The following is a 15,459-nucleotide window of genomic DNA, read 5'->3' on the forward strand; positions in this document are numbered from 1 at the left end:
CCGGCGTTGCAGGGGCGGAGCCGCCCGGATCTCTCACGCGCGTCCGGGTTCCGCCCGGACATCCAGGCGCTGCGCGCGATCGCCGTCCTCAGCGTGCTGCTCTACCACCTGTGGCCGAACCGGCTGCCGGGCGGCTTCGCCGGCGTCGACGTCTTCTTCGTCATCAGCGGGTATCTCATCACGTCGCACCTCGTGCGCGAGCGTGAGAAGACCGGGCGCATCGCGGTGGGGCGGTTCTGGGCGCGGCGGGCGACGCGGTTGCTGCCGGCATCGCTGCTCGTCCTCGTCGCGACGGCCATCGGCACGCTCGTCTGGGTGCCGCGATCGCTGTGGGAGCAGTTCCTCGCCGAGATCGGCGCGTCGGTGCTCTATGTGCAGAACTGGCGACTGCTCTTCGACAGCGTCGACTACCTCGCCGCCGACAACCAGCCCTCCCCCGTGCAGCATTTCTGGACTCTGTCGGTGGAGGAGCAGTTCTACATCGCCCTGCCGCTGCTGCTCATCGTCGCGATGTGGGCGCTGCGCGGCCTGCCATGGCGTCGAGTGGTCGTCGGCGTGCTCGTCGTGGCGACGGCGGTCTCGTTCGCCTACGGCGTCTGGCTGACCGACTGGGCGGCCAGCCAGGCGTATTTCTCCACCCTGACGCGCGCGTGGGAGTTCGGGCTGGGGGCGCTGCTCTCGTTCCTCCCCGCGCTGTCTCGGCACGCGGTGGCGCAGGTCGTCGCCGTCCTGGGCGTCGCGCTCATCGCCCTGAGCACGATCGTCCTCTCCGGTGAGGTGCCGTTTCCCGGCGTGGCGGCGCTCCTGCCCGTGGTCGGCACGGCGCTCGCTCTATGGGGAGGCGCGCGCTCGGTGCTCGCCCCCATCGGGGCGCTGGCTCCCGTGGCCTTCCTCGGCGGGGTGTCGTACGCGGTGTACCTGTGGCACTGGCCCCTCGTGGTCCTCGTGCCCTTCGCGACCGGAGCGCCCCTCAGCACGGTCGACAAGGTCGGCATCGCGGCGGTCTCGCTGGTGCTGGCGTGGCTGTCGACCCGCTTCGTCGAGAACCCCGTGCGCCTGTCGGAGCGCCTCCTCGCCCGGCGTCGTCCCCGGACGGTGGCGTTCTGGGCCGCAGCGGGCATGGCGTGCGTCCTCGTCGTCCCGGTGACCGGAGCCGCGGTGCTGCGGGCCGACGAGGAGCGCGCGGTCGCCGCGACCCGGACTCTTCTCGAGACCCGGCCCGACTGCTTCGGCGCCGAGGCGATGGACCCCGCGCTCGCGCCCTGCGAGAACCCGGAGCTCGCCGCCTACCCGCTGGTGCCGTCACCGCAGGACGCGCGCAGCGACGATGCGAACCGAGACGCGTGCTGGTCGGGGCCCGACGAGACCGTGCTGCGCGTCTGCTCCCTCGGTCCGAAGACCGGCTACGACCGGCACCTCCTGGTGATCGGCGACTCGCACAGCAACGTCTTCGTCGGCGTCTACGCGCAGATCGCCGAGGAGCGCAACTGGCGCATCGACATCGCGGGGCACGGCGGGTGCTACTGGACCGACGCGCTCATCGTGCGCTCGACGCAGGCCTCGACAGACGCATGCACCGCGTGGCGCGGCGAGGTCGCCGACTACGTCGCGGACGCTGACGACGTCGATGCGTTCGTCGTCACCCACTCGTCGGACGGCCGCGATGCGGATGCCGACGTCGTGTCGGGCATGGTGAGCGCCTGGGGCGCGCGCCCCGACCTCGACGTTCCCGTGATCGCCATCCTGGACAACCCGCGCCTCCCAGCCGACACCATCCAGTGCATCGAGGACGACCAGGACACCGCCGCCGAGCGGTGCGTGCATCCCGCCGACGTCGTCATGCACGACGACGGGCAGGTCGCCGCGGCCGAGCGCGACCCGAACGCGACGACCATCGACATGTCGGAGTTCTACTGCGCCGCCGGCGTGTGCCCGGCCGTCATCGGGGGCGTGGTGGTGTACCGGGACGGCCACCATCTGACGGCGACGTACGCCGCGACCCTCGCGCCGTACCTGTCCGACCGGCTGGCCACGGCTCTGGGCTGAGCGAGCAGGCACCACCGGCGCACGCCTCCGCTCCCGCCGGGAGCCCGCTCAGGGGCGTCGGATGAGAAGGGCGCCCTCTCCGCCGCGCTCCACGCGGGTGGTCGAGAAACCCTGCTGCAGGAGGAGCGCGTCGGCAGCGGCGGCGCCCGCCGCGTCGTCGGGAAGCACCCACGTCGTGTCCTCGCCGGCGAACCGGAGCGCCTCCTCGACGTCGGCCAGGAGCGTCTCCTCGTCATCTCCCGCGATCCGGATGAACTCGTATGTCCCCGCCTGCTCGACGAAGAGCTCGACGTAGCGCGCGAGGGGCAGCTCCTCGATGCGTCCGGCGAGGGCGGAGTACGCCCGCGGATCCTCCTCGAGGCGCGTGCTCACGATGAGGGCGGTGCGCACGTCGGCGGTGGCGGGGGCGAAGGCCGTCCGCACGCCCACCTCCAGCACGCGCTGCGCCTTCGCCTCCCGATAGACGAGAGCGGCCGCCCGGTCGCCCGGTCGCGGCGCGACCGGCAGCGCGCGCGGCACCTCCAGCGCGTCGAGCAGCGCCACCGCGCTCCGCGACAGCTTGGTCACCTCGCGGCCCTCCGCGTGCAGGATCCGCTCCCCCGTGAGCGAGTGGAAGCGCTGCTCCATGCGGCGCGCCTCCCCGATCGTGCGGAAGTTGCGGTGCTCGGCGCCGCGGCGCCGGATCACCTCGAGCCGTCGGCCGGAGACGTCCGCCAGCAGCAGCAGCGCGTGGAAGGCCGACCCCTCCTCCCCCGCGATCGTCTCCGCGCGGGAGAGCTCGTCCAGCTGCTCGCGCACCGTCAGCTGCTCGGGGTGCGCGACGAACCACCCTGCTGTGCGGAGGTGCCGCTCGGCCGCTTCCGCCCCGAGATCGCGGTTGTCGGAGTCGATGGCGCTGCGGGAGAGCCACAGGCGCCGGCCCGCCTCGATGGATGGTCCGACATGCTGCGCGAGGAACCGGGCGTGGTCGGGATGCATCCAGTCGTCGTAGCGGTACCCGATGTCGGGGACGTGCAGCGTGGCGAAGCGGGTCGGACGCGTCACGAAGAGGATGGGGTTCCGGATGCCGAGGATGTCGAGGATCTCCCGCTGCCACGGACGGAACGATTCGTCCTCCCATGTGTGCTCAGCCGTCCACACCAGGGCGGCATCCGGCCGCTCACGCGCGAACCACAGCCGCGCGAGCGACTCCAGCAGGAAGTGCCCGAAGTGCATGTGCAGCTTGCCCGCGTAGATCGCCTCCCGGTGCGGGCCGGGCTCGTCGGCCGCGCGCAGCTCTGGAGGTGCCGGCTCGCCGCGCTCGCCCGAGCGCCGGTCTGTCACGGTACCTGGCACGTAGTCCCCCGCACCGTCGAAGACGCCCATGAGCAGGCGATCGTGCTCGTCTCCCGGCTCTCGATGCCGGACGACGGGATAGACGACGGCATCGGCCACGGTGCGCGCGGAGAGGGGTTCCATCCCGATCACTGTAGCGCCACGGCGCCGAGCGACCGGGCGCGTCGCGTCACGACGGGCTGTCGGCGTTGTAGGCGTCGATGACCGCGTCGATCGGACCGTCCATGACGAGCGCGTGGTCGCGGATGTAGAGCCCCCGCGTGCAGAAGCGGCGGAGGTCCCGCTCGCTGTGGCTCACGAAGAACAGCGTGCGTCCGGCGGCGAGGAGCTCGTCGATGCGCGCGTAGCACTTGGCGCGGAACGCCTTGTCGCCGACCGCGAGCACCTCATCCACGAGCAGGATGGGCTCGTCCAGCTGCGAGACGACGGAGAACGCCAGGCGCACCTTCATGCCGTTCGACAGGTGCTTGTAGGGGGTGTCCTGGAAGTCCTCGAGCTCGGCGAACGCGATGATGTCGTCGTAGCGGGAGGCGATGTGCGCACGGCTCATGCCGTGCAGCCCCGACGTCAGCCGCACGTTCTCGCGCACGGTGAGATCGCCGACGAACCCGCCGGTGATCTCGATGAGCGGAGCCACGCCGCCGCGCACCGCGACCGTGCCCTCGTCGGGCAGCAGCACGCCGGCGACGAGCTTCAGCAGTGTCGACTTGCCCTGGCCGTTGCGCCCCACGACCCCGATGGACTCGCCAGGCTCGACCCGGAAGGACACGTCGCGCAGCGCCCAGAACTCGTCCTTCGGCGCCCGTCGCGAGGCGCTGGCGAACATCGACTTGATGCTGCGCCGACCGCGGCGGTTGCGCCGAAAGCGCACCCCGAGGCCGTCCGCCTCGATCGCATACGGCTCGTCTCGCTCGCCCATCACAGCTCCTTCAGCAGCGGCCGCTCGAGCCGCCGGAAGGTGAGGACGCCGGCGCCGAGGATGACGAAGGTCAGCACGGCGGAGATCAGCACGGCCGTGCCATTCCACTGCCCGGGGAAGAACCCGACGCGGTAGAGCGTGACGATGCCGGCGAGCGGATTGAACGCGCCGAGGTCCGAGACGATTCCCGGGAGGTCGCCGAGCCCGTAGATGATCGGCGTCGCGTAGAAGAGGGCGCGCAGGATGAGCCGGGTCGTCCGCTCGAGGTCGCTGAACAGCACGCACAGCGGGGCGACGAGGAGGCCCAGCCCGACCAGCAGCACCGCCTGCAGGACGACCGCCACCGGGAACAGCAGCAGCTGCCATCCGACATGGGCGCCGTTGACGATCGCGAACACCGCGAGGACCGGCAGTGCGCACAGGAACTCCACGCCCTTGCTGAGGACGATCCGGTTGATCCAGATGCTGCGCGGGATGGATGTGGAGCGGACGAGCTTCGCGTCCTTGTTGAACGCCTTGGTGAAGTCGGTGACCGAGGCGTTGAACCACACCCACGGCAGGATGGCGGTGATGAGGAACACGATGTACGGCTCCTCGCCGACGCGGCCGCCCCGATGGAACACCTGCGTGAAGACGAACCAGTAGATGAGGCTCATCACGAGCGGGTCGAGGATCGACCACAGGTAACCGAGCCAGCTCGTCGCGTACCGGACCTTCAGGTCGCGAGCCGACAGCAGCCAGAGGGAGTGCAGATACCGACGGGGCGTGCCGGGCGCGCCGACGACACCGGCTGTCACGACGCGGCGTCCCGCAGTATCGGCGGCCGGGAGTCTGCGCCGTCGTCCGCGCGCGGCGCGGCGTACTGCAGGTAGATGAGACGGCTCTGCTCGCGTCGTGCCCGCAGCACGCCGTCGAGGACGAAGCCGACCGTCCAGGCGAGCGCGCCGGCGAGACCGAAGCCGACCGCCAGGACGGCGGTCGGGAACCGCGGGACGAGTCCGGTCTGCGCGAACTCCACGACGAGCGGGATCCCCAGGATCACGCCGACGAGGACGGCGATCGCCCCGAGGAGGCCGTAGAAGAGAAGGGGGCGCTCGTAGCGGATGAGCTGCACGATGAGCGAGAGGATGCGGAAGCCGTCGTGGTAGGTCCGCAGCTTGCTCTCGCTGCCCTCCGGTCGGTCGCGGAAGCCGACCGCCAACTCGGTCTGCGGCACGCGGATGCTCATCACGTGCACGGTGAGCTCGGTCTCGATCTCGAACTCGCGCGACGCCGCGGGGAAGCTCTTCACGAAGCGCCGCGACATGACCCGGTAGCCCGAGAGCATGTCGCTCACCTCGGAGCCGAAGACCCCGCCCACGAGCCAGTTGAACCCGCGGTTGCCGAGCTCGTGCCCTGGGCGGTACGCGGTGTCGGTCTTCTGGTCGCGCACGCCGAGCACGTGGTCGTAGGGCCCCTCGCGCAGGGTGCGGATCATCTCCGGAAGCGCCGCGGCGTCGTAGGTGTCGTCGCCGTCGATCATCACGTAGATGTCCGCGTCGACATCGGCGAACGCCCGGCGCACGACGTTGCCCTTGCCCTTGCGCTCCTCGCGTCGCACGACGGCGCCGGCTTCGCGGGCGACCTCGGCGGTGCGGTCGGAGCTGTTGTTGTCGTAGACGTAGACGGTCATCCCGGGAACCGCGGTGCGCAGGTCGCGCACGACCTTGCCGACCGCGAGCTCCTCGTTGTAGCAGGGGACGATCGCAGCGATGACAGGGGACGACATGGAGAGCACTTTCGGCGACGTAGGATCTTGTGTGGACCGCGTGGCGCCGAGACGGCAGCCGTCGGAGCCGGTTCAGGCTAGCACGCGGCACTGTCGAACCCCTCGGCGGGCGCCGCCCCACGAGGAGCATGATGCACGCGAGCACCGCGACCCGGAAGGCCAGGCAGGCCGGCGCCTTCCTCGTGATCGGCGGACTCGCCTTCCTCGTCGATGCCGGCGTCTACAACCTGCTCGTCTTCTGGGTCACGGGCGACGGGCCGCTGCACGACCATCCGCTGGTCGCCAAGATCATCTCCATCGTGATCGCGTCGATCGTGACCTACGTCGGCAATCGCTACTGGACGTACTCCGACCGCCACCTCCCTCACCGGCTCTCGCGATACGCGATCTTCGTCCTGTGCAACCTCATCGCGATCGGCCTGCAGCTCGGGTGCCTGGCGTTCTCCCGCTACGTGCTCGGCCTCGACGACGTGATCGCCGACAACGTCTCCGGAACGTTCATCGGGCAGACGCTCGCGACGGTCTTCCGCTTCCTCACGTACGACCGGTTCGTCTTCCCACACGAGGAGCCGGCGCCCGCCCGCTCCGTCGGCTGAGCCCCGCCGTCCGGGAGGAGATCGCGCATGCGGAGGAGGAATCCCTCGGATCCGCCCTCCCGGAAGCAGTTCTCCTCCCGGACTGCGGGCGGATGGCACGGGGTCAGACCTCCGGCAGCGGCCCGCACTGGTCGATGCGGTACAGCGCCGACGTCCCATCCGTCACGACAGGCGTGAGGAGTCCTGCCTCCACCGCCTCGTGCGGGCCCGGGAAGTGGTCGCCGGAGGGATCGCCCCCCGCGAGCGCGTGGGGGTCGTAGAGCACGAAGCGCACGCGCAGCTCGTCCAGCGCGCGGCAGACGTCGGGATCGTGCTCGATGTCGGCCAGGTGCCACGCGAGCGTCAGGCGCGCCGGATCCCACTGGCCGTTGACGTGCGGGAAGACCGGCTCCCGGCCGGCGTAGAGGAGCGCGAGCGCCGACCCGTCCCACGGGTCGCCCAGCACGCGCTGATCCGACGGCACCGTTTCGGCGACCGGCCCGCGGAGGAAGTCGATCTGCCGCTGGGAGACGACGGCGTGCTCCGCGCGGTCGGCGGGCAATGCGAACGCTCCGGCGATGGCCGAGGTCGTCCCGGTGGTGACCAGGCCCGCCACCGAGACGATCGCGACCACGAGGGCGATCGCGGGAGCGCTCGCCGCCTCGCGCGCTGCCCATCGGGGCCGCCGCACGCGCGCGAGAAGTCGCGCCAGCGCCAGCGCGCCGAGGGCCGCCAGCGGCGCGGCGACGACGGGCAGTGCGGCGGCGAGGCGGAAGCGGTCCTTGTACCAGATGCCGGTGGCGAGCTTCGCGACGACGCCGTCGGAGCCGGCGGCGAGCACGAACAGCGCCGCGATGAGGACGAGCGCCACGACCATCCAGCGGGTGCGCCGCGCGCGGAAGGCGGCGAGCGCGCCGAGGACGACGAGGAGCGCGAGCAGCGGCGCCGGCGCGGTCGCGCCGCCGTCGCCCGTCAGCGACCGCATCGTCAGCACCTGCAGCACCCCGTCGCCGAGGCCCTGCACCGCGCGCGCCTGCGGTCCCGACAGGCGGTCGGCGATCGGCTCGTCGAGGAGCCCGACCCGCGTCACCGCGAACGCGAGCGCGGCCACCGCGACGACGATGCCGACCACCGTGCTCACGGCGACGGCCGCGACCGCGCCGTGCCGTGAGCGCCCGCCACGGCGCCACGCGCGTCGGAAGGAGCTCACCAGCACGCCCGCGACGAACGGCAGCACGAGGAGCAGCCAGGTCGGGAGCACCCGCGGGTGCGCGACGGCGAGGCCGCCCATCACGAGGACGAACCCGACGATGCCGAGGAGCGCCGCGCGCCGGCGGGCACCGCGACCGGGAGAGGCGACGCCGCGCACCGCCACCACGGTGACCGCGACCGCGCCCGGCAGCAGGGCATGGGCGAGCGCGGTCGGGTAGATGGTGCCCCACGCCAGCAGGGCGTACGGGAACATGCCGAAGGCGGCGGCGAGCGGCAGCGCGGCCAGGGCCGTCGTGGCCGGCGAGCGCCCGGGCAGAGCGACCCGCGCCAGGTAGGCGACGCCGGGCAGCCACACGAGCGTCTGCACCGCGAGCCAGAGCGCGTTGAAGGCGACGGCCGGGTCCGCTCCGCTCCCCTGCACCGTCATCACCACGAGCGCGTGCCATGCCGAGGGGTAGTACGCGAGGCCAGGGGCGCCGGTCTCGATCAGCGCGCGCAGCGTGAGCGGCGACGCGGAGAAGCCATCGAGGATCGCCGCCACCGCGGACAGGTGGAAGACGTTGTCGTACGTCTGGGAGATGCGCGACGGATCGGGCACCCCCGAGAAGGCCACGACCGCGACCATCGCGGCCGCTGCCGCCCACATCGCCAGCAGGGGCTTCGCCGCCAGCGGCGGGCGGGACGGCCCCGGTCGCCCCGGGATCGCCAGGCGGCGCCGCAGGAGCAGCGACACGGCCATCCCGACGAGCGCCACGGCCATCACCTGCATGAGATGGAACGGCAGCCCGACCGCGCCGAACACGATGGCGGCCGCGCCCACGCAGCACACTCCGACGAGCGGGGCGATCGTGATCCGCGCGAGCACGGCCATCCGCAGCGGCGCCGTCGCGACGAGCCCCGGCGCGAGCACCGCCAGGGCCGCTGAGACGATCGCGGGCGCCGCCGCGATCCAGCTCACGGAGCCGGACTCAGGCGTTCAGCTGGTTCTGCCACATCGACAGCGCCGAGCCGATCGCCATGTGCATGTCGAGGTACTGGTACGTGCCGAGGCGGCCGCCGAAGTGCACGTCCTTCTCGCCCTTCGCCAGCTCGCGATAGGCGAGCAGGCGCGCGCGGTCCTCGTCGGTGTTGACGGGGTAGTACGGCTCGTCCGTCGCCTGCGCGAACCGCGAGAACTCCCGCATGATGACGGTCTTGTCGTCGGGGTAGACGTCCGCGCGCTCGGGGTGGAAGTGCTTGAACTCGTGGATGCGCGTGAACGGCACGTCGGCGTCCGGGTAGTTCATGACGGGGGTGCCCTGGAAGTCGCCGACGTTCAGGACCTCCTCCTCGAAGTCCAGCGTGCGCCAGCTGAGCGCGCCCTCGACGTCGTCGAAGTAGCGGTCGACCGGGCCGGTGTAGACGATCGGCACCTGGCCGACGAGGGCCTTCTTGTTCAGCGGCTGCGACTCGTCGAAGAAGTCCACGTTCAGCTGCACGTCGATGTTCGGGTGGTCGGCCATCCGCTCGAGCCACGCCGTGTAGCCGTCCGTCGGCAGGCCCTCGTGCGTGTCGTTGAAGTAGCGGTTGTCGTAGTTGTAGCGCACGGGCAGACGGCTGATGATGTCGCCCGACAGCTGCCGGGGGTCGGTCTGCCACTGCTTCGCGGTGTAGTCGCGGAAGAACGCCTCGAACAGCGGTCGGCCGACGAGGGCGATGCCCTTCTCCTCGAAGTTGCGCGCGGTCTTCACGTCGAACTCGCCGGCCTGCTCGCGCACCAGCGCGCGCGCCTCGTCGGGCGAGTACGCGGCCTGGAAGAACTGGTTGATGGTGCCGAGGTTCACCGGCAGCGGGTACACGACGCCGCTGTGGTTCGTGTAGACGCGGTGCACGTAGTTCGTGAACGTCGTGAAGCGGTTGACGTACTCCCACACCTTCTCGTTCGAGGTGTGGAAGAGGTGCGCGCCGTAGCGGTGCACCTCGATGCCCGTCTCGGGCTCGTTCTCGGAGTACGCGTTGCCGCCGATGTGGTGGCGGCGGTCGATGACGGTGACCTTGCGGCCGGCGTCCGCAGCGCGCTCGGCGATGGTGAGTCCGAAGAAGCCGGAGCCGACGACGAGGAGATCCATGCGGGGTGCTCTTTCTCTCAAGGGGAAGGGCGCTGGCGCGCTGTCGCGGCCTCGGAGAGTCTACGTGCAAGCCCCTCGCGTATCCTGATGCCGCACATGAGCGAACCAGGAACCCCCGCCGAGACCGAGGCCGTCGCCGGGATGAGCGGGCCGGACGGCCCGCTGCTGCGCCTCTTCCGCGACCGCCGCGTCGCCTTCCTCTTCGTCGGCGCGATCAACACCGCCATCGGCTTCGCCTGGTTCGTCCTGTTCTCGTTCCTCTTCCGACGTGGATGGCCGGATGCCGACTGGACGGTCTTCGCCGTCATCGTGTGCGCGCAGATCACGAGCACGCTGAGCGCGTTCGTCTTCTACCGCAAGCTCGTCTTCCGCGTGCGCGGGCATCTGTGGCTGGACTTCTTCCGCTTCCAGCTCGTGTACCTCGGCACGTTCCTGCTCAATCTCGTCGTGGTGCCGCCGCTGAAGATCTGGCTCGGATGGCACGAGATCGTCGCGCAGTTCCTCTTCACCTTCGTGATCGCCGTCGCCAGCTGGTTCGGCCACAGCCGCTTCTCGTTCCACCGCAAGCAGGAGGACGCCTCATGACGACGCCGCGCATCAGCGTGGTCGTGCCCGCGTACAACAACGCCCGCACGCTGGCCGAGACGCTCCGCTCGGTGCTCGATCAGCAGGTCGAGGACCTCGAGCTGATCGTCGCGGACCACGCGTCCGCCGACGACACGTGGGAGGTCATGCAGGCCTTCGACGCAGACCCGCGCGTGACGCTGCTGCGCACGGAGGGCGGCGGCGGTGCGGTGCGCAACTGGAACCGCGTGACCGATGCGGCCAGCGGCGCGTACATCAAGCTCGTGTGCGGCGATGACGTGCTGCGGCCCGGCGTGCTGGCCCGCCAGGCGCGGCTCCTCGAGGAGACCGGCGCCGTCCTCACCGCGAGCAAGCGCGACATCGTCGATTCCTCCGGCAAGGTCGTCATGGGCGGCTGGGGCCTCACCGGCCTCGGTCGTGCGATGTCCGGCGCGGACGCCCTCCGCCGCACCGTCCGCGCCGGACGGAACCTCCTCGGCGAGCCCGCCTCGGTCATGATGCGCCGCGAGGCGCTCGCGGCCGCTGGCGGATGGCACGAGGACTTCTCGTACTTCATCGACCTCGCCAGCTACGCGCGGGTGCTGGTCGGCGGGGGCTTCACCCCCGACCTCGAGGTGGGCGCCACGTTCCGCATGAGCGACAGCCAGTGGTCGGTCGCCCTCGTCGACGCGCAGACCGCCGAGGCGCGACGCTTCAGCGCGTGGCTGCGCGCCGAGCACCCCGACATCGTCACCGAGGCCGACCGGCGGATGGGCGACGTCCGCGCCGCGCTCATGGCTCAGGCACGGCGCGTCTCGTACCGCGTCCTGAAGCGGAGGATGGGATGAGCCGCCGTCGCATCGCCTACGTGCTGCCGATCCACAACGAGGAGGGCAACATCCCCCTCCTCCACGAGCGGCTGACGGCGGTCGCGGCAACCCTCGCCGACCGCTACGACGTGGAGTTCGTCTACGTCGACGACGGCAGCCGCGACCGGTCGCTGGAGCTCCTCCGCGGCCTGCGTGCACGGGACCCCCGCGTGTCGGTGTACGCCCTCGCGCGCAACTACGGCCACCAGATCGCCGTCACCGCCGGGCTCGACGTCGCCGACGCCGACGCCGTGATCGTGATGGACAGCGACCTCCAGGACCCGCCGGAGGTGAGCCTCGAACTCGTCGCCCGCTGGGAGGACGGCGTCGACGTCGCCTACGCGCAGCGCCGCACCCGCGACGACGGCCTCTTCAAGCGCGCGACCGCGCACGGGTTCTACTGGCTCCTCAGCCACCTCGCGAACGTGGACATCCCCCGCGACACCGGAGACTTCCGCCTCATGGACCGCCGCGTCGTGGCGGAGCTGCGCAAGCATCCCGAGCACAACCGCTTCATCCGCGGCCTCGTCGCCTCCATCGGCTTCCGTCAGGAGGCCGTGCTCTTCGACCGCGACGCCCGGCACGCGGGCGAGACCGGGTACCCGCTGCGGAAGATGCTGAAGCTCGCCGGCGACGGCATCTTCGGCTTCTCGACGGCGCCGCTCAAGCTCATCAGCCGCGTCGGCGGCGCGATGGCGGTCATCGCGCTGCTGTGGACGATCTATCTCGTCGTCGCCCGCGTGGTGAGTCCGGGCTCCGTCATCGAGGGATGGACGTACCTCGCCGCGGGGATGTTCCTCCTCGGCGGGATCCAGATGCTCATGCTCGGGGTGCTCGGCAGCTACCTCGGACGCATCTACGTCGAGGTGCAGGGCCGCCCGCTCTACGCCTTCGCGGTCTCCGAGACCGGTCCGCCCGAGCGCTGAGCCGCACGCCGACGCAGCACGCCGCGCCCGACGAGCCATCCCACGCCGATGAGCAGCGCGAGCGCATACGCGCCCATGAGGAGCGGCCAGGCGGGCGGACGGAACGACACCGTCACGGTGTCGCCCGGCGCGACGTCGGAGACGTCGACCGTGAGCAGCCAGCCGCGCAGCGGCTCGGTCGCCTCCGCTCCCGCCACTCGGTACCCCGGGTACGGCAGGCGGCTGAGCACCACGCGTCCGTCCTCCCCCGCCTCCTCGACGGTGAAGGTCACGGCGGTGTCGCTCTCCGCGGTCACGGCCACGCGGGTGTCGGGTGCGGTCCAGGTGACGCCGCCCGCTGAAGGCAGCTCCTCGTCGCGCTCGAAGAGCCACGTGTACTCGCCGTCGTCGGCGAGATGCCATCCCTCCGGCGCCTCGGGCTCGCGCGGGTAGGTGTCCTTCATCGCGACGACGGTGCTCACGCGCATGAGGTCGGACACCCGCTCGCCGGTCTCGTCGTCGACCGACCACAGCGTCTCCAGCGCGTCCTCGCAGGTCTCCCCACGCAGGTCGATGCAGAGGTCGTCGCCGAACGCCTCGAACGGCAGCACCGTGTAGAGGCTGCTGACGTCGGTCGGGCTGAAGTACCAGAGATTCGCGAGGAGACGCTCCCGCCAGCTCCGGCCATCCTGCCAGCCGTCCTCGGCATCGCCCACGACGATGGCGTCGCCGTGCTGGTCGGGGAGCACGGACTGCAGCGCCGTCGCGCTGTCGGGTGCGTCGCGGCTCGGCAGCGGCGAGGTCGGCAGCAGGGGCAGCTGCCCGGCCGTGAAGACGGCGGTGATCGCCATCGCCCCGAGCACCGCGACCGCCGAGCGGCGCCGCACGCGGGGCGAGCGCGCCGCCCATCGCAGCAGGACGAGGGCGGCGAAGGAGACGACGGCGGCCGCGAGCACGGCCTTCCACGCGTACGGGCCGTTCCCCCAGGTCAGCAGCGACGTGACGCCGATGACGAGGGCGGAGAGCCAGAACGCGCGGCGTGTGGCCCCCGCGGGGAAGCGGCGCGACATGCCCACGACGAAGAGGACGACGAGCACGATCGCGAGGTACGGGATGAGCCGCAGCGGCCAGCGGATGGCGCCCATGTGGCTCGGGCCGAGGACGAGCGCCAGCACGATGCCGCCCAGGACGAACAGCGGGATGGCGCGCCGGACGGCCGAGCGCGCGAGCGGGAGGGCGAACGGCAGGAGCAGCAGCACCCACGCGATGTAGACGAGCGGCCCCTCCGTGATGTCGCCATCCCAGGCGCGGATGGTCGCGCTCACCCACGGATTGCCCGACGCGGCGAGATCGGTCAGGTCGGCGTTGAGGAACCCGAGGTTCTCGAACGGCGCGCTGCCGCGCTCGGTGACGGGGGCCGTCAGCACCGCGGGCAGGTAGACGACGATCGTGAGGAGGGCTCCCCACGCCGACGCGAGCAGGGTGCGGATGGCGCGGGCCGGGTCGCGGCGGACGGCGTGCCGCACGAGGGACTCCACCAGGACGACCACGAGCATCATCACGCCGAAGACGTAGCCGACGGTGATGAGCAGGTAGCTCGCGATCAGGTACGGCAGGGGCGAGCGACGGTGCTCGACGGTGCGCCGCAGTGCCCACCACACCCACGGGAAGAGCGCGACGTTGATGAGGTCGGTCGACCACGACGCGGCGTCCATGTAGACGACGAAGCCCGATGCCGGCACGAGCACGCCGGCGAGGGCGGCCCACGGACGGTGCGCGCCGAACCGGCGCGCGAGCAGGTGCACGCCCAGCGCGAGCACCGCGAGGAAGACGAGCTTCACCACGGTGGCGTGCAGCACGGGGCTCTCGCTCAGGCGCGCGGTGATCGCGATGACCCACGTCATCGGGTTGAGGAGGCCCCACTGCCCCTCCGCCCAGTAGTTGCCCGCCTGCCAGGCCGACGGGTCGAGCATGGGCAGCTTCCCCTGCAGCAGCTGGTCTCCGAGCTGCCACCACTGCCCGGCCGACCCGCGCTCGGTGTCGTCGGAGAAGTAGAAGCGCGGCGCCACGAGGAGCCGCGACGCCGCCAGAGCGAGGGTCACGACGACCGCCAGCAGCGGCCATCCCACCCGGTGCGCCCGCCGCGTCGTCGTGCCGCCGTCCGCCGTCATAAGTCCTCCGCTGCTCGCTCCGCCGCCGCGCGACAGGCCAGAGACGATGGTAGACCGCACGGCCGGGCGCGCCCCGCGCGTGGATCCCCGCGTCCGCTGTGCCACGATGGGCTGTGTGAAGGGCATCATTCTCGCGGGCGGCTCGGGTACGCGGCTGCATCCGGTGACGTTGGGCACGTCGAAGCAGCTGGTTCCGGTGTACGACAAGCCGATGGTCTACTACCCCTTGTCGACGCTGATGCTGGCGGGGGTGCGGGAGATCCTGGTGATCACGACACCGCACGATGCGGCGTCGTTCGAGCGGCTGCTGGGGGACGGGTCGCAGTTCGGGGTGGAGATCACGTTCGCGGTGCAGCCGTCGCCGGATGGTCTCGCGCAGGCGTTCACGATCGGCGCGGACTTCATCGGCGATGACAGCGTCGCCCTCGTGCTGGGTGACAACCTGCTGTACGGGCCGGGTCTGGGCACGCAGCTGAAGCGGTACGAGGACGTCGACGGCGGGGCGGTGTTCGCGTACTGGGTCGCGGAGCCGTCGGCATACGGCGTGGTGGAGTTCGACGAGGCGGGCCGGGCGGTGTCCCTGGAGGAGAAGCCGGCCGAGCCGAAGTCGAACTACGCCATCCCTGGCCTGTACTTCTACGACAACGATGTGGTGGAGATCGCCCGGAACCTGAAGCCCTCCCCGCGGGGGGAGCTGGAGATCACGGATGTGAACGCGGCGTACCTTGCGCGCGGGAAGCTGCGGGTCGAGGTGCTGCCGCGCGGGACGGCGTGGCTGGACACGGGGACGTTCGATCAGATGACGGACGCTGCGGACTACGTGCGCACCATCGAGCGGCGCACCGGGTTGAAGATCGGGTGCCCGGAGGAGATCGGGTGGCGGCAGGGGTTCCTGTCGGATGACGAGCTGCGTGAGCGGGCGGAGAGGCTCGTGAAGTCGGGGTACGGTTCGTACCTCCTCGAGGTCCTGGAACGGGGGAAGTGATC

General features: G+C 71.2%; 13 protein-coding genes. 6 read left to right on the forward strand and 7 right to left on the reverse strand.

Features of this window, described 5'->3' with window-relative positions; all coding sequences use genetic code 11:
- The first annotated feature begins 6 nt into the window (after positions 1 to 6).
- Positions 7 to 2,046, forward strand: coding sequence for an acyltransferase family protein (locus QWJ90_RS03165; protein ID WP_290106140.1), 2,040 nt, complete (start codon positions 7 to 9; stop codon positions 2,044 to 2,046).
- Between the two features lie 48 nt (positions 2,047 to 2,094).
- Here the strand turns inward: QWJ90_RS03165 and QWJ90_RS03170 are convergent, their stop codons facing one another.
- Genes QWJ90_RS03170 through QWJ90_RS03185 form a run of 4 tightly spaced genes read right to left on the reverse strand, consistent with a single transcriptional unit; the run spans position 2,095 to position 6,068 of the window.
- On the reverse strand, positions 2,095 to 3,504 hold the full coding sequence (locus QWJ90_RS03170; protein ID WP_290106141.1) for a glycosyltransferase 61 family protein: 1,410 nt from the start codon (positions 3,502 to 3,504) through the stop codon (positions 2,095 to 2,097).
- A gap of 46 nt (positions 3,505 to 3,550) precedes the next feature.
- The gene (locus QWJ90_RS03175; RefSeq protein WP_290106142.1) at positions 3,551 to 4,300 is read right to left on the reverse strand and encodes an ABC transporter ATP-binding protein; all 750 of its coding nucleotides are present in this window, start codon (positions 4,298 to 4,300) and stop codon (positions 3,551 to 3,553) included.
- Positions 4,300 to 5,097 (reverse strand): ABC transporter permease, encoded by a 798-nt coding sequence (locus QWJ90_RS03180; RefSeq protein WP_290106143.1) that lies wholly within the window; start codon positions 5,095 to 5,097, stop codon positions 4,300 to 4,302. The genes QWJ90_RS03175 and QWJ90_RS03180 overlap by 1 nt, the downstream gene beginning before the upstream one ends.
- Complete coding sequence (locus tag QWJ90_RS03185; protein ID WP_290106144.1) at positions 5,094 to 6,068, reverse strand: glycosyltransferase; 975 nt, start codon at positions 6,066 to 6,068, stop codon at positions 5,094 to 5,096. Before QWJ90_RS03185 ends, QWJ90_RS03180 begins: the two co-directional genes overlap by 4 nt.
- A 131-nt stretch (positions 6,069 to 6,199) precedes the next feature.
- Here QWJ90_RS03185 and QWJ90_RS03190 point away from each other — a divergent pair, with 131 nt between their 5' ends.
- On the forward strand, positions 6,200 to 6,664 hold the full coding sequence (locus QWJ90_RS03190) for a GtrA family protein (protein ID WP_290106145.1): 465 nt from the start codon (positions 6,200 to 6,202) through the stop codon (positions 6,662 to 6,664).
- 103 nt (positions 6,665 to 6,767) lie between these two features.
- Here the strand turns inward: QWJ90_RS03190 and QWJ90_RS03195 are convergent, their stop codons facing one another.
- Both QWJ90_RS03195 and glf read right to left on the reverse strand, forming a co-directional pair.
- Positions 6,768 to 8,813: a DUF6541 family protein gene (locus tag QWJ90_RS03195; RefSeq protein WP_290106146.1), complete on the reverse strand. Its 2,046-nt coding sequence runs from the start codon at positions 8,811 to 8,813 to the stop codon at positions 6,768 to 6,770.
- 10 nt (positions 8,814 to 8,823) lie between these two features.
- Positions 8,824 to 9,963: a UDP-galactopyranose mutase gene (glf, locus tag QWJ90_RS03200; RefSeq protein WP_290106147.1), complete on the reverse strand. Its 1,140-nt coding sequence runs from the start codon at positions 9,961 to 9,963 to the stop codon at positions 8,824 to 8,826.
- A gap of 96 nt (positions 9,964 to 10,059) precedes the next feature.
- On the opposite strand from glf, the gene QWJ90_RS03205 reads away from it, so the two are divergent.
- Genes QWJ90_RS03205 through QWJ90_RS03215 form a run of 3 tightly spaced genes read left to right on the forward strand, consistent with a single transcriptional unit; the run spans position 10,060 to position 12,322 of the window.
- Positions 10,060 to 10,548: a GtrA family protein gene (locus QWJ90_RS03205; RefSeq protein WP_290106148.1), complete on the forward strand. Its 489-nt coding sequence runs from the start codon at positions 10,060 to 10,062 to the stop codon at positions 10,546 to 10,548.
- Entirely contained in the window at positions 10,545 to 11,375 is an 831-nt protein-coding gene (locus QWJ90_RS03210; protein WP_290106149.1) for a glycosyltransferase family 2 protein, read from the forward strand. The genes QWJ90_RS03205 and QWJ90_RS03210 overlap by 4 nt, the downstream gene beginning before the upstream one ends.
- Positions 11,372 to 12,322 (forward strand): glycosyltransferase family 2 protein, encoded by a 951-nt coding sequence (locus QWJ90_RS03215; RefSeq protein WP_290106150.1) that lies wholly within the window; start codon positions 11,372 to 11,374, stop codon positions 12,320 to 12,322. Before QWJ90_RS03210 ends, QWJ90_RS03215 begins: the two co-directional genes overlap by 4 nt.
- Here the strand turns inward: QWJ90_RS03215 and QWJ90_RS03220 are convergent.
- Positions 12,280 to 14,472 carry a hypothetical protein gene (locus tag QWJ90_RS03220; protein ID WP_290106151.1) on the reverse strand — a complete coding sequence of 731 codons (2,193 nt, stop codon included), beginning with the start codon at positions 14,470 to 14,472 and terminating at the stop codon, positions 12,280 to 12,282. The two genes, QWJ90_RS03215 and QWJ90_RS03220, sit on opposite strands and share 43 nt — an antisense overlap.
- A gap of 115 nt (positions 14,473 to 14,587) precedes the next feature.
- On the opposite strand from QWJ90_RS03220, the gene rfbA reads away from it, so the two are divergent.
- Positions 14,588 to 15,457 carry a glucose-1-phosphate thymidylyltransferase RfbA gene (gene rfbA, locus QWJ90_RS03225; protein ID WP_290106152.1) on the forward strand — a complete coding sequence of 290 codons (870 nt, stop codon included), beginning with the start codon at positions 14,588 to 14,590 and terminating at the stop codon, positions 15,455 to 15,457.
- Positions 15,458 to 15,459 lie beyond the last annotated feature (2 nt).

Source organism: Microbacterium oryzae, from assembly GCF_030406385.1.
GTDB lineage: Bacteria > Actinomycetota > Actinomycetes > Actinomycetales > Microbacteriaceae > Microbacterium > Microbacterium oryzae_A.

Excerpts from the sequence above, each read along its gene's own strand:
- QWJ90_RS03210 (WP_290106149.1), top strand. The coding sequence starts at position 10,545 with ATGACGACGCCGCGCATCAGCGTGGTCGTGCCCGCGTACAACAACGCC.
- QWJ90_RS03215 (WP_290106150.1), top strand. The coding sequence starts at position 11,372 with ATGAGCCGCCGTCGCATCGCCTACGTGCTGCCGATCCACAACGAGGAG.
- glf (WP_290106147.1), bottom strand. The coding sequence starts at position 9,963 with ATGGATCTCCTCGTCGTCGGCTCCGGCTTCTTCGGACTCACCATCGCC.
- QWJ90_RS03175 (WP_290106142.1), bottom strand. The coding sequence starts at position 4,300 with ATGGGCGAGCGAGACGAGCCGTATGCGATCGAGGCGGACGGCCTCGGG.
- QWJ90_RS03170 (WP_290106141.1), bottom strand. The coding sequence starts at position 3,504 with ATGGAACCCCTCTCCGCGCGCACCGTGGCCGATGCCGTCGTCTATCCC.
- QWJ90_RS03185 (WP_290106144.1), bottom strand. The coding sequence starts at position 6,068 with ATGTCGTCCCCTGTCATCGCTGCGATCGTCCCCTGCTACAACGAGGAG.
- QWJ90_RS03220 (WP_290106151.1), bottom strand. The coding sequence starts at position 14,472 with ATGACGGCGGACGGCGGCACGACGACGCGGCGGGCGCACCGGGTGGGA.
- QWJ90_RS03190 (WP_290106145.1), top strand. The coding sequence starts at position 6,200 with ATGCACGCGAGCACCGCGACCCGGAAGGCCAGGCAGGCCGGCGCCTTC.
- QWJ90_RS03205 (WP_290106148.1), top strand. The coding sequence starts at position 10,060 with ATGAGCGAACCAGGAACCCCCGCCGAGACCGAGGCCGTCGCCGGGATG.